Origin of the sequence: Rathayibacter sp. VKM Ac-2760 (assembly GCF_009834185.1) — a bacterium.
Classification (GTDB): Bacteria; Actinomycetota; Actinomycetes; order Actinomycetales; family Microbacteriaceae; genus Rathayibacter.
In genome coordinates, this window is sequence record NZ_CP047173.1 from 1 (window position 1) to 13,389 (window position 13,389).

A 13,389-nucleotide genomic window follows, 5' to 3' on the forward strand; every position below is an offset into this window, starting at 1 on the left:
ATGCCTGACGACACGTCGATGATCGACGCGTGGAACGTGATCCGCGGCGCCCTCTCGCAGGACGAGCGCATCACCGCCCCGATGTACGGCTTCGTCTCGCTCGTCGAGCCGAAGGGCATCATGGCCGGCACCTTCTATCTGGAGGTCCCGAACGAGTTCACCCGCGGCATGCTCGAGCACCGCGTCCGCGTCCCCCTGCTCAGCGCGATCGGCGCGCTCGACGACTCCTTCGGCGTCACGACGTTCGCCTTCGTGGTGAACCCGGACATCGAGCACGAGCCGATGAGCTCGCCGTCGTCCGACTCGATGAACCCGTTCGAGCCCGTCACCGGTTCCTCCGCCACGGTGGCCCCGCCGGTGCGCGTCGTCGAGGAGCTGCGCACGGTGCCGGCCACCGACACCCGGCTGAACCCGAAGTACAGCTTCGACAACTTCGTCATCGGCGGTTCGAACCGCTTCGCGCACGCGGCCGCGGTCGCCGTGGCCGAGGCGCCGGCCAAGGCCTACAACCCGCTCTTCGTCTACGGCGACTCCGGGCTCGGCAAGACCCACCTCCTGCACGCCATCGGCCACTACGCGATGAGCCTCTACCCGGGCATCCGCGTCCGCTACGTGTCGAGCGAGGAGTTCACGAACGACTTCATCAACTCGATCGCGAACAACCGCGGCAATGCGTTCCACGGCCGGTACCGCAACGTCGACATCCTCCTGATCGACGACATCCAGTTCCTGCAGGGCAAGGCGGAGACGCAGGAGGCGTTCTTCCACACCTTCAACCAGCTGCACGATCACAACAAGCAGGTCGTCATCACGTCCGACCTGCCGCCGAAGGCACTGACGGGCTTCGAGGACCGGATGCGCTCGCGCTTCGAGTGGGGCCTGATCACCGATGTGCAGGCGCCCGACCTCGAGACCCGCATCGCGATCCTGCGCAAGAAGGCCGTCAGCGAGAAGCTGCTGGTCCCCGACGACATCCTCGAGTTCATGGCGTCGAAGGTGTCGAGCAACATCCGCGAACTGGAGGGGACGCTGATCCGCGTCACCGCCTTCGCGAGCCTCAACCGCACGCCGGTCGACATGGCCCTGGTGCAGACGGTGCTGAAGGACCTGATCACGCTCGACGAGGACAACGTCATCTCGCCGGTCGACATCATCAATCACACCGCGGACTACTTCAAGCTGACGGTCGACGACCTCTACGGCTCGTCGCGCTCGCAGGCGGTGGCCACAGCCCGCCAGATCGCGATGTACCTCTGCCGCGAGCTGACGAACCTCTCGCTGCCCAAGATCGGCCAGCTGTTCGGCAACCGCGACCACACCACCGTCATGTACGCGAACAAGAAGATCTCGGAGCTCATGAAGGAGCGCCGCAGCATCTACAACCAGGTCACCGAGCTGACCACCCGCATCAAGACCAACCGCTGACCCCGAGGCCGCCGGCTGCTCCCTCCCTCCGGTCGAGCAGCCGCACAGCGGCCCTTCCATGCTGGTCGAGCAGCCGCACAGCGGCCCTTCCATGCTGGTCGAGCAGCCGCGCAGCGGCGTATCGAGACCCACCCCTCCCGGTGACGCCAGATCCCGATGCACCCCGGCCGACACCCCGCCACGCCCGCCCTCGTTCGCCACATCGAACGATCTCGGTCGATTTCCACACGTGTGAGCAACCTGTGGATAACTGTGGACAACCGCCCTCGAACTGTGCGCTCCGGATAGCCGCCTGTGCACTCGCGACCACCCGGCCGGATCCCTCCACAGCCCGTCCACGAGCGCGCTCACACTCCCTCCACACCCCGACCCGGTCCGCATCGCAGTCGGCAGTAGGGGCCCCGGACGTTTTCCACAGTTTCCACACGTGTTAACACTGTTAACGCAGTTCTCTCTTTAATCAGGGGCGGACCGGCAACCTCTCCACAGGGCTCGGCGGTGCCGGGCGGGCGTCGTGCTTCCGGGCACGCCGGAGCTGACGAGTACGATGGGCGTCGGTCTTCGTCCACGACTCGTCAGGGGTGTTCTCGTGAGGTTCCAAGCCAACCGCGATGTCTTCAGCGAGGCGGTGTCGTTCGCGGTCAAGCTGCTGCCGCAGCGCACGACTCTGCCGATCCTCTCGGGCATCCTCATCGAGGCGACGGCCGAGGGCCTCACGCTCTCCTCGTTCGACTACGAGGTCTCCGCGCAGACGCAGATCGCCGCCGACGTCGAGGAGACCGGAACGGTCCTCGTCTCGGGCCGCCTGCTCGCGGACATCGCGAACCGCCTGCCCAACGCGCCCGTGCGCGTGGCGACGGAGGAGTCGCGCGTCTCGGTCTCGGCCGGCTCCGCGCACTTCACCCTGCTCCAGATGCCCGTGGAGGAGTACCCGAGCATCCCCGAGATCGACGCGTCCACCGGACTCGTCCCCGCTGACGCCTTCTCCGCTGCGATCTCGCAGGTCGCCGTCGCCGCCTCGCGCGACGACGTCACCCCCGTCATCACCGGTGTGCAGCTCGAGATCACCGAGAACACGATCGGCCTCGTCGCCACGGACCGCTACCGCGTGGCCGTCCGCGAGATCGACTGGGACAACGGCGACAACGCCGCCCCCAGCCAGCCGCTCACCGCGCTCGTGCCCGCGCGGACGCTCCAGGAGGTCGGCAAGACCTTCAGCCACTCCGGCACCGTCTCCGTCGCGATCACGCAGCGCGACGAGCGCGAGCTGATCGCCTTCACGGCCGACCGCAAGACCGTCACCTCGCTCCTGATCAAGGGCAACTTCCCGCCCGTCAAGCGGCTCTTCCCCGCCGCCGTCGAGAACTACGCGGTGATGGCGACGAGCGACCTCATCGAGGCGACCCGCCGCGTCTCCCTCGTCCTCGAGCGCGAGGCAGCGCTGCGCTTCAGCTTCAGCAGCGACGGGCTGACCCTCGAGGCCATCGGCTCCGAGCAGGCGCAGGCCTCCGAGTCGATCGACGCCATCGTCACCGGCACCGACGTCGTCGTCTCCCTCAAGCCGCAGTTCCTGCTCGACGGGCTCGCCGCCGTGCACTCGGAGTTCGTGCGGATCGCCTTCACCAAGACCGAGAACCCGAACAAGCCGGGGCCGGTCCTGATCACGGCGCAGACCTCCCGTGAGCAGCCGGGCAACGACAGCTACCGCTACCTGCTGCAGCCCAACCTGCTCCTGCGCTGACTCCCCACCCGCTGACACCCCGATCGCAGCGCCGCGACCGCCCTGCTCCCGGCGAGCACCCGCCCGCCGGACATCGAATCCCAGGAAGGTTCACCATGCACATCGGACTCGTCGGACTCGGCAAGATGGGCGACAACATGCGCTCCCGCCTCCGGGAGAAGGGCGTCGAGGTCACCGGCTACGACCGCAACCCCGACGTCTCGGACGCCGCCTCGCTCGACGAGATGATCGCCGCCCTTCCCGCGCCGCGCATCGTCTGGGTGATGGTTCCCGCCGGCGCGATCACGGACGCGGTCGTCACCGACCTCTCCGAGAAGCTCAGCGAGGGCGACCTCGTCATCGACGGCGGCAACTCCCGCTTCACCGAGGACTTCAAGCACGATGCGCTGCTGAAGCCCAAGGGCATCCACTACATCGACGCCGGCGTCTCCGGCGGCGTCTGGGGCCTCGAGAACGGGTACGGCCTGATGGTCGGCGGCCCGAAGGAGCTCGTCGACTACGCGATGCCCGTCTTCGACGCGCTGCGCCCCGAGGGCCCCCGCGAGGAGGGCTTCGTCCACGTCGGCGAGGTCGGCGCCGGCCACTACGCGAAGATGGTGCACAACGGCATCGAGTACGCGCTGATGCAGGCGTTCGCCGAGGGCTACGAGCTCCTCGACACCCGCAAGGACATCATCAAGGACGTCACCGGCACCTTCAAGGCCTGGCAGCGCGGCACGGTCGTCCGGTCCTGGCTCCTCGAGCTGCTCGTCCGCGCGCTCGAGCAGGACCCGGAGTTCGAGCACATCGAGGGCTACGTCCAGGACTCCGGCGAGGGCCGCTGGACCATCGAGGAGGCCATCAACAACGCCGTCCCCGTCCCCACGATCAGCGCCTCGATCTTCGCCCGCTTCGTCTCCCGCCAGGAGGACTCCCCCGCGATGAAGGCCGTCGCGGCGCTCCGCAACCAGTTCGGCGGGCACTCCGTCAAAGCCGTCGACTGAGTCGACGGGTTGAGGACCGCCGAGGCGGTCCTCAACGGCGGTCGGCTTCTCGAAGCCGTGGCGTCCCGCAGAGCCGGTCGCGGACGGCGATCTGCGGCCCGCCGCCACCATGACGCAGGCATGCTGTCATGGTCGCGGCGGGCCTCCGGCCGCCTGCACCTTGCACGGGGCGCGCCCTCTGCATGCTGGTCGAGTAGCCGCGGAGCGGCGTATCGAGACCCACGTCGCAAAGACGTCGGTCGCCGGGTCGTCGTCCCCTGCGTGCTGGTCGAGTAGCCGCGGGGCGGCGTATCGAGACCCGGCGCCACGGCCGGCGGCATCGGGCAGAGTGGAGGAGGAGGTGAGCGCGTGCAGGTGACGCAGCTGGCGTTGAGCGACTTCCGCAACTACGCCTCCGTCGACGTCGCGCTCGCGCCCGGCCCCAACCTGTTCGTCGGACGCAACGGCCAGGGCAAGACGAACCTGGTCGAGTCGCTCGGCTACCTCTCCACCCTCGGCTCGCACCGCGTGTCCACCGACCAGGCTCTGATCCGCGCGGGTCAGGACAGTGCGGTGATCCGCGCCCGCCTCCGCAACGGCGAGCGCGACCTCCTCGCCGAGGTGCAGATCAACCGCTCCTCCCCCAACCGAGCGCAGATCAACCGCGGCGGCATCAAGCCGCGAGAGCTCCGCCGCTTCTTCTCGAGCGTCCTCTTCGCGCCGGAGGACCTCCTCCTCATCCGCGGCGACCCGTCCGCGCGCCGCCGCTTCCTCGATCAGCTGGTCGTCCTCCGCTCCCCGCGGATGAGCGCCGTGCAGGCCGACTACGAGCGGGTGCTCCGCCAGCGCAACTCCCTCCTCAAGTCCGCGCGCGCGAGCGGCGTCCGCGATCCCGCGAAGCTCGGCACGCTCGACATCTGGGACGAGCGGCTGGTCGCCCTCGGCACCGAGATCATGCAGTCGCGCCTGACCCTCGTCGAGGAGCTGAGCGGACCGGTCCGCTCGGCCTACGAGTCGGTCGCCGGCGCGGATCAGCGTCCGCTGCTGCGCTCGCGCCTGAGCATCGCCGGCGCGGTCGACGACGAGGACGAGCCGGTCGACCCGTCCGCGTCCTCCTCCCCCGTCGCATCGGCGGAGCTCGCCGGAACGTTCTCGGCCGCGCTCCTCTCCGGGCGGCGGCGCGAGCTCGACCGCGGGATCTCGCTCGTCGGCCCGCACCGCGACGACGTGCAGTTCGAGCTGAACGACCTGCCGGCCAGGGGCTACGCCAGCCACGGCGAGAGCTGGTCGTTCGCGCTCGCGCTCAAGCTCGGGGCGGCCGAGCTGCTCCGCCGGGACTCGCCGATGGGCGACCCGGTCCTGATGCTCGACGACGTCTTCGCCGAGCTGGACGCCCGCCGTCGCGAGCGGCTCGCCGCCGTGGTCGCCGACTACGAGCAGGTGCTGATCACCGCCGCGGTCTTCGACGACGTGCCTCCGGCTCTGGCGGCGCACACGGTCCGGATCGAGGCGGGACGCATCGTCGAGTCCGACGCCGTCCCGGACGCCGCTCCCGCACCCGTCCCCGATCCCGACGGGGAGCCGAACGATGGCTGACTCCCCCCGCCGCGCCGCCCCGGCCCCCGACTCCGAGGCCGCACGCGTCTACCAGCACCTCAAGGAGGTCTTCGGCGGCGACGCCCCTCGGCGCATCCGGAAGACCGTCGACCGGGCCGAGCCGAAGGGCGACGCCGCCCCGTTCGGCGGCGGCCGAGATCCGCACGACCTCGGCGACGTGCTCTCCTCTCTCACGGTGAAGCTCGGCTGGACCGCCCCGCTCGCGCAGGGCGACCTCATCTCCTCGTGGACGGCGATCGCCGGCGAGGAGACCGCCAAGCACTCCGCTCCGGTCGGCGTGGTCGACGGCGTCCTCACGGTGGCGTGCGAGTCGACGGCCTGGTCGACGCAGCTCCGGCTGATGCGGATCGAGATCATGAACCACATCGCGGTGAACCACCCCGACGCGGGCATCACCGCGATCCGTTTCCAGGGGCCCGACGTCCCGAACTGGAAAAAGGGCCCCAGGTCGATTCCAGGGCGTGGTCCGCGCGATACCTACGGCTGAGGACGCATTTTCGGTCGACCCCGCGGAAAACGTTCGTCAGATCGCCACTGAGCGCCGCGTCACCGCCTCCCGCGCGATAGAATGGAGGGCCGCCGAACCGCAGCGTCGACACCGCGCGCGTGATCTCCAGATCCGCGGGCGCGCCGCGACGGACCGTCAGAGGAGAACTCCACAGCTATGACACCCGAGCCGACCGACTCCACGTCACCCGCAGCGAACGACCTGGACGCGAACGGCTCCACCGGCCCCTCCGCTCCCGTCGACGCCCCGCACGAGAGCATGTCGACGAAGTCGTCCGGCGACTACGGCGCGAACCAGATCCAGGTGCTCGAGGGCCTGGAGGCGGTCCGCAAGCGCCCCGGCATGTACATCGGCTCGACCGGCCCGCGCGGTCTGCACCACCTGGTCTACGAGATCGTCGACAACGCCGTCGACGAGGCGCTCGCGGGCCACTGCGACAACATCGAGGTCGTCGTGCGCGCCGACGGCGGTCTCACCGTCGTCGACAACGGCCGCGGCATCCCGGTCGACATGCACCCCACCGAGGGCATCTCGACGGTCGAGCTCGTCCTCACCGTGCTGCACGCCGGCGGCAAGTTCGGCGGCGGCGGCTACGCGGTCTCCGGCGGTCTGCACGGCGTCGGCTCCTCCGTCGTCAACGCCCTCTCCACCCGCCTCGAGGTCGAGGTGAAGCGCCAGGGCGCCGTCTACCGGATGACCTTCGCCGACGGCGTGCCCGAGGCACCGCTCGCGAAGGGCGAGGCCAGCGACGAGACCGGCACCACCATCACCTTCTGGCCCAACGCCGACATCTTCGAGACCGTCGAGTTCGACTACGAGACGCTCCGCGCGCGCTTCCAGCAGATGGCGTTCCTCAACAAGGGCCTCCGCATCGCGCTGACGGACGAGAAGGAGGTCGAGTTCGAGGGCGTGGGCGAGGACGAGACCTCCGGTCCGCGCACCGACGTCTTCCTCTACGAGAAGGGCCTCGTCGACTACGTCGAGTACATCAACTCGCTGAAGAAGTCGGACCTCGTGCACTCGGAGATCATCGACTTCGAGTCGGAGGACACCGAGCGCCGCATCTCCCTCGAGGTCGCGATGCAGTGGACCACCGCGTACACCGAGAGCGTGCACACCTACGCGAACACGATCAACACGCACGAGGGCGGCACACACGAGGAGGGATTCCGCGCCGCGCTGACGACCCTCGTCAACAAGTACGCGCGCGCGAACAACCTGCTCAAGGAGAAGGACGAGAACCTCTCCGGCGACGACATCCGCGAGGGCCTCACCGCCGTCGTGTCGATCAAGCTCGGCGAGCCGCAGTTCGAGGGCCAGACCAAGACCAAGCTCGGCAACACCGAGGCCAAGGCGTTCGTGCAGCGGGTCGCCGGCGAGCAGCTCGCCGACTGGTTCGACCGCAACCCCAACCAGGCCAAGGACATCATCCGGAAGGCGATCCAGGCGGCCTCCGCGCGGATGGCCGCGCGCAAGGCCCGCGAGACCGCGCGCCGCAAGGGGCTCCTCGAGGGCGGCGGCATGCCCGGCAAGCTCAAGGACTGCCAGTCGAAGGACCCGTCGATCTCCGAGATCTTCATCGTCGAGGGCGACTCGGCCGGCGGCTCCGCCGTCCAGGGCCGCAACCCCGAGACGCAGGCGATCCTCCCCCTGCGCGGCAAGATCCTCAACGTGGAGAAGGCGCGGCTCGACCGCGCCCTCGGCAACAACGAGGTCCAGGCGATGATCACGGCGTTCGGCGCGGGCATCGGCGAGGACTTCAACCCCGATAAGGCGCGGTACCACAAGATCATCCTGATGGCCGACGCCGACGTCGACGGCCAGCACATCACGACGCTGCTGCTGACCCTGCTGTTCCGCTACATGCGGCCGCTGATCGACCTCGGCTACGTCTACCTCGCCCAGCCGCCGCTGTACCGCCTCAAGTGGTCGAACTCGCCGCACGAGTACGTCTACAGCGACCGCGAGCGCGACGCGCTGATCGCGCACGGCTCCGCCTCGAACAAGCGCATGCCCAAGGAGAACGGCATCCAGCGCTACAAGGGCCTCGGCGAGATGGACTACAAGGAGCTGTGGGAGACCACGATGGACCCCGCGACGCGGACCCTCCTCCAGGTCACCCTCGACGACGCGGCCGCGGCCGACGAGATCTTCTCGACCCTGATGGGCGAGGACGTCGAGTCCCGCCGCTCCTTCATCCAGAAAAATGCGAAGGACGTGAGATTCCTCGACATCTAAAGGATGGCGAGGAATCTCACGTCCTTCGAAAGGCGGCAGCCCGGCGGTCCAGTGGACCGCCGCCGCGACCACCTCGAAGACGTGACGGCGACACTCAACGGGTCGCATTCCCGGCAAGCACCACACAGCGGCCTCAGCGGCCGGCGACGAGAACACTGACACCCGGCGCGACCCGCCCCCCGTCACGACCCGGGGCCCGGACCCACCTGAGAAGACAGAGATCATGGCAGACGAATCAGACACCCCCACCGGACCGGCCGACGGCGAGGACATCGTCACCGAGACCGGTGTGGTGATCCACGGGCACGACAAGATCGAGCCGGTCGACCTGCAGCTCGAGATGCAGCGCTCCTATCTCGACTACGCGATGAGCGTCATCGTCGGGCGTGCGCTGCCCGAGGTGCGCGACGGGCTCAAGCCCGTCCACCGCCGGGTGATCTACGCGATGTACGACGGCGGCTACCGCCCCGACAAGGCGTTCTCGAAGTGCTCCCGCGTCGTCGGCGACGTGATGGGCCAGTTCCACCCGCACGGCGACTCCGCCATCTACGACGCGCTCGTGCGCCTCGTGCAGCCGTGGAGCCTCCGCTACCCGCTCGCGCTCGGCCAGGGCAACTTCGGCTCTCCCGGCAACGACGGCGCGGCGGCCCCCCGCTACACCGAGACCAAGATGGCCCCGCTGGCACTCGAGATGGTCCGCGACATCGACAAGAACACCGTCGACTTCCAGGACAACTACGACGGCCGCACGCGCGAGCCGGCGATCCTCCCCGCGCGCTTCCCGAACCTGCTGGTCAACGGCTCCGTCGGCATCGCGGTCGGCATGGCCACCAACATCCCGCCGCACAACCTCCGCGAGGTCGCGTCGGGTGCCAAGTGGGCGCTCGAGAACCCGGAGGCGTCGCGCGAGGAGCTGCTCGAGGCGCTCCTGCAGCGGATCAAGGGCCCCGACTTCCCCACCGGCGCGCAGATCCTCGGTGTCCGCGGCATCCAGGACGCGTACCGCACGGGCCGCGGCTCGATCACGATGCGCGCGGTCGTCTCGATCGAGGAGATCCAGGGCCGCACCTGTCTCGTCGTCACCGAGCTGCCGTACCAGGTGAACCCCGACAACCTCGCGATCAAGATCGCCGAGCTGGTCAAGGACGGCCGGGTCTCCGGCATCGCCGACATCCGCGACGAGACCTCGGGTCGCACCGGTCAGCGCCTCGTCGTGGTGCTCAAGCGCGACGCGGTCGCGAAGGTCGTCCTGAACAACCTCTACAAGCACACCCCGCTGCAGGAGAACTTCGGCGCGAACATGCTCGCGATCGTCGACGGCATCCCGCGCACGCTCTCGCTCGACGGCTTCATCCGCGCGTGGGTCGACCACCAGGTCGAGGTCATCGTCCGCCGCACGCAGTACCTGCTCGACGAGGCCGAGGCGCGGATCCACATCCTGCGCGGCTACCTCAAGGCGCTCGACGCGCTCGACGAGGTCATCGCCCTCATCCGCCGCTCCCCCACCGTCGAGGAGGCCCGCGACGGCCTGATGGAGCTCCTCGACATCGACGAGGTGCAGTCGCGCGCCATCCTCGACATGCAGCTGCGCCGCCTCGCCGCTCTCGAGCGCCAGAAGATCATCGATGAGCACGACAGGATCCAGGCCGAGATCGAGGACTACAAGTCGATCCTCGCGAGCCCCGAGCGCCAGCGCACGATCATCTCCGACGAGCTGGACGAGATCGTCGACCGCTTCGGCGACGACCGCCGCACCGAGATCCTCTTCGGCTTCGACGGCGACATGAGCGTCGAGGACCTGATCCCCGAGGAGGAGATGGTCGTCACCGTCACCCGCGGCGGCTACCTCAAGCGCACCCGCAGCGACTCCTACCGCGCGCAGCACCGCGGCGGCCGCGGCGTGCGCGGCGCCCAGCTCAAGGCCGACGACATCGTCGAGCACTTCTTCGTCACCACGACGCACCACTGGCTGCTGTTCTTCACGAACACCGGCCGCGTGTACCGCGCCAAGACGTACGAGCTGCAGGAGGTGAGCCGCGACGCGAAGGGCCAGCACATCGCGAACCTGCTCGCGCTCGAGCCGGGCGAGCAGATCGCGCAGATCCTCGACATCCGCGACTACGAGGCGGCCCGCTACCTCGTCCTCGCCACCCGCGACGGCCTGGTCAAGAAGACCGCGCTGGCCGAGTACGACACCAACCGCTCCGGCGGCATCATCGCGATCAAGCTGCGCGAGGGCGACGAGCTCGTCTCCGCTCTGCTGGTCGACGAGGACAGCGACGTGCTGCTGGTCTCCCGCAAGGGCATGTCGATCCGCTTCACCGCCTCCGATCAGGCGCTGCGCCCGATGGGCCGCTCCACCTCCGGAGTGATGGGCATGTCGTTCCGCGGCGACGACCGACTGCTGGACGCCAACGTCGTCAGCGACGAGGGCTACGTCTTCGTGGTGACCGAGGGCGGCTACGCCAAGCGCACCGCCGTCGACCAGTACCGGCTCCAGGGCCGCGGCGGCCTGGGCATCAAGGTGGCCAAGCTGGAGGAGAAGCGCGGCGACCTCGTCGGCGCCATCATCACCGGCGAGGACGACGAGGTGCTCGTCGTTCTCGCGAGTGGCAAGGTGGTACGCTCTGCGGTGGCCGAGGTCCCGGCCAAGGGTCGCGACACCATGGGAGTCGTCTTCGCACGATTCGCAGAGGACGACCGCATCATCGCACTCGCCAAGAACACCGAACGCAATATCGACGCCCCGGACGAGGATCCCGACGCCGCTGCGGCTACGGCCGAGTCCGATGCGGTGTCGGAGGAGGATGGGTCCGTCGATGAGTAGCACGGTCGCCGAGAAGCTCGCCAGGAAGTCCGCGAAGAGCCCGGCGGCGAAGCAGGTCAGACTCAAGCTCGTGTACGTCGACTTCTGGTCGGCGGTCAAGCTGTCGTTCCTGCTGGGGCTGACGCTGGCGATCATCACGATCGTCGTCGTCTACCTCGTCTACACGGTCCTCGCGCAGACGGGCGTCTTCGACGAGGTCAACGGCCTCGTCCAGGACATCGCCGGCGCCGAGGCCTTCGACCTCAACACGATCATCTCGCTGCCCCAGATCATGGGCTTCGCGATCGTCGTGGCCGTGCTCAACACGATCGTCACCACCGCCCTCGGTGCGATCGTGGCGCTGCTGTACAACCTCAGCGTCAAGATCACGGGTGGCCTGCTGGTCGGCTTCACCAACCAGTAGGGACGCGGAGCGGCCGATTGGGATTCTGACGCGTCGTCGGGTAGAGTCTCATCTGGCCATTTCGGGGGTATAGCTCAGGCGGTTAGAGCGCTTCACTGATAATGAAGAGGTCCCAGGTTCAAGTCCTGGTACCCCCACGTGCCGAACGGCCCGTCACCGCGAGGTGACGGGCCGTTCCACTCTCGCCGGCGCCTCACCGCCGGTCCGGGGCCTTAGCTCAGTTGGTAGAGCGCCTGCTTTGCAAGCAGGATGTCAGGAGTTCGAATCTCCTAGGCTCCACACCCTTCTTCTCTCTCATCCCGCGCTCCGCGTGCCGAACCGCGGGCGTCGTGCCCTCGCGGCGAAGGCGTCGAGAGCCGCCAGGACCTCCACGGCCTCGAACGAGCGGTTCCTGCGTCCCGCTCGCGACTGCGTGAGGACTCCGGCCTCGACGAGCTTCTGCACGAAGGCCTCAGCTCTCGGCGTCCCACTGCGCCCCGATCGCCGCGATCTCCGTGGCGAGGCGCCGCCCGTTCTCCACCGCGGCGAAGGAGGCGCCGGCGAGTGTCTCGATGATCGGGTGGACGTCCCCGGAGCGATAGGCGGTCAGCGCGTCGAAGCAGCGCCTCAGATCGCCGAGCAGCTCGGCGCAGACGGGGACGGTGACGTTCTCTGTGACGCCGGCAGCGCGGAGCATGCCAGAGCCCGCTGGATCATGAGCGACTCGTTGTGGCGAGGGCCGGCGGCGGATCAGCGGGGCTGGCAGGCCAGGCCGAGGAAGTTCTCGACGGAGAGGGTCTCGGAGGTGCCGTCGCGGATGTCGCCGACGATGATCTCGCCGACGGACAGGGTGTCGAACTGCTCGGCGGTGAAGACCACCGGACGGCCGACGACCGAGCCGCCGACGGCGTAGGCGCCCAGGGTGAGATCGACGCCGAGGGGGAAGCGCTCGATCTCCCGGTCGGCCGGCCAGACGGTGCGGCCGGAGAGGTCGGTGGCGCCGATGTCGTCCACAGGCTCGGGGGCGACCCAGCGGGTGATCCGCCGCTCGCGGTCGCCGATCAGCAGGGGGGCGGTGTCCTCGATCGCGAGGTCGAGACCGTCGACGGCTCCCGAGCAGACGACGACCACGCCCAGCACCTCGGCGCGCTGGCCACCGCGGCCGATGCCGACCGTCGCCTCCGAGACGGGCTGCGTCGAGCAGCCGGCCAGCGCCAGCGAGGCCGTGGCCGCCAGCACGACGGCGACGCTGGCGACTCGACGACGATGCGGCACGAGGTCACCCTACGGCGAGAGCGAGCGCCGAGAGCGCCTGGGGGAGCGACGGGGCACCCTCCGCGCGGAACACTGCGCGACCCGTCTCGTCGCGGACGACGACGGTGGGGGTGGAGCGGACGTCCGCCGCCTCGGCCGCGGCGGGCGCGAAGGCGACGTCGAACTCGCGGATCTCGGCCGCCGGGACGAGCTCGGCGGCGCGCTCGAGGACCGAGCGGGCCGCATGGCAGGCCCCGCAGAAGGCGGACGTGTAGAGCTCGACGATCACAGAAACGACAACACCGGCCGGCACCGCACGATTCCTGGGGAGCCGGGATCTCGATACGCCCGCTGCGCGGGCTACTCGATCAGCATGACCGCCGTCGTGCGGCGCTGCGGGCTGGTCGTGGACGCCGTCGTGCGGCGCTGCGGGCT

11 protein-coding genes and 2 tRNA genes are annotated in these 13,389 nt (G+C 69.0%); 10 read left to right on the plus strand and 3 right to left on the minus strand.

From position 1 onward, the window contains the following. The 10 genes from dnaA to GSU72_RS00050 all read left to right on the plus strand — a co-directional run bounded on the left by dnaA (nt 1) and on the right by GSU72_RS00050 (nt 12,000). Nucleotides 1-1,425, plus strand: a complete 1,425-nt coding sequence (dnaA, locus tag GSU72_RS00005) for a chromosomal replication initiator protein DnaA (protein WP_159982635.1) — start codon at nt 1-3, stop codon at nt 1,423-1,425. A gap of 589 nt (nt 1,426-2,014) precedes the next feature. After that, nucleotides 2,015-3,166 carry a DNA polymerase III subunit beta gene (dnaN, locus tag GSU72_RS00010; protein WP_159982637.1) on the plus strand — a complete coding sequence of 384 codons (1,152 nt, stop codon included), beginning with the start codon at nt 2,015-2,017 and terminating at the stop codon, nt 3,164-3,166. 95 nt (nt 3,167-3,261) lie between these two features. Then, complete coding sequence (gnd, locus tag GSU72_RS00015) at nt 3,262-4,149, plus strand: phosphogluconate dehydrogenase (NAD(+)-dependent, decarboxylating) (protein WP_159982639.1); 888 nt, start codon at nt 3,262-3,264, stop codon at nt 4,147-4,149. A 348-nt stretch (nt 4,150-4,497) separates the two neighbouring features. After that, nucleotides 4,498-5,724: a DNA replication/repair protein RecF gene (gene recF / locus GSU72_RS00020; RefSeq protein ID WP_159982641.1), complete on the plus strand. Its 1,227-nt coding sequence runs from the start codon at nt 4,498-4,500 to the stop codon at nt 5,722-5,724. Next, nucleotides 5,717-6,232 (plus strand): DciA family protein, encoded by a 516-nt coding sequence (locus tag GSU72_RS00025; RefSeq protein WP_159982643.1) that lies wholly within the window; start codon nt 5,717-5,719, stop codon nt 6,230-6,232. Before recF ends, GSU72_RS00025 begins: the two co-directional genes overlap by 8 nt. Nucleotides 6,233-6,511: 279 nt before the next feature. Then, a complete protein-coding gene (gyrB, locus tag GSU72_RS00030) occupies nt 6,512-8,491 on the plus strand; it encodes a DNA topoisomerase (ATP-hydrolyzing) subunit B (RefSeq protein ID WP_208545177.1) in 1,980 nt (659 codons plus the stop codon). A gap of 223 nt (nt 8,492-8,714) precedes the next feature. Continuing rightward, a complete protein-coding gene (gene gyrA, locus GSU72_RS00035) occupies nt 8,715-11,318 on the plus strand; it encodes a DNA gyrase subunit A (RefSeq protein WP_159982647.1) in 2,604 nt (867 codons plus the stop codon). Continuing rightward, nucleotides 11,311-11,721, plus strand: a complete 411-nt coding sequence (locus tag GSU72_RS00040) for a DUF3566 domain-containing protein (protein WP_159982649.1) — start codon at nt 11,311-11,313, stop codon at nt 11,719-11,721. The genes gyrA and GSU72_RS00040 overlap by 8 nt, the downstream gene beginning before the upstream one ends. Nucleotides 11,722-11,784: 63 nt before the next feature. Next, nucleotides 11,785-11,858: transfer RNA gene (locus tag GSU72_RS00045), tRNA-Ile, on the plus strand. A 69-nt stretch (nt 11,859-11,927) separates the two neighbouring features. Further along, nucleotides 11,928-12,000, plus strand: a tRNA-Ala gene (locus GSU72_RS00050). Between the two features lie 172 nt (nt 12,001-12,172). Here the strand turns inward: GSU72_RS00050 and GSU72_RS00055 are convergent. Genes GSU72_RS00055 through GSU72_RS00065 form a run of 3 tightly spaced genes read right to left on the minus strand, consistent with a single transcriptional unit; the run spans nt 12,173 to nt 13,267 of the window. After that, nucleotides 12,173-12,397 carry a hypothetical protein gene (locus GSU72_RS00055; protein ID WP_159982651.1) on the minus strand — a complete coding sequence of 75 codons (225 nt, stop codon included), beginning with the start codon at nt 12,395-12,397 and terminating at the stop codon, nt 12,173-12,175. Nucleotides 12,398-12,450: 53 nt separating this feature from the next. Continuing rightward, nucleotides 12,451-12,975: a hypothetical protein gene (locus tag GSU72_RS00060; RefSeq protein WP_159982653.1), complete on the minus strand. Its 525-nt coding sequence runs from the start codon at nt 12,973-12,975 to the stop codon at nt 12,451-12,453. Nucleotides 12,976-12,979: 4 nt separating this feature from the next. Further along, nucleotides 12,980-13,267: a thioredoxin domain-containing protein gene (locus GSU72_RS00065; protein WP_244255907.1), complete on the minus strand. Its 288-nt coding sequence runs from the start codon at nt 13,265-13,267 to the stop codon at nt 12,980-12,982. Nucleotides 13,268-13,389: the final 122 nt, after the last annotated feature.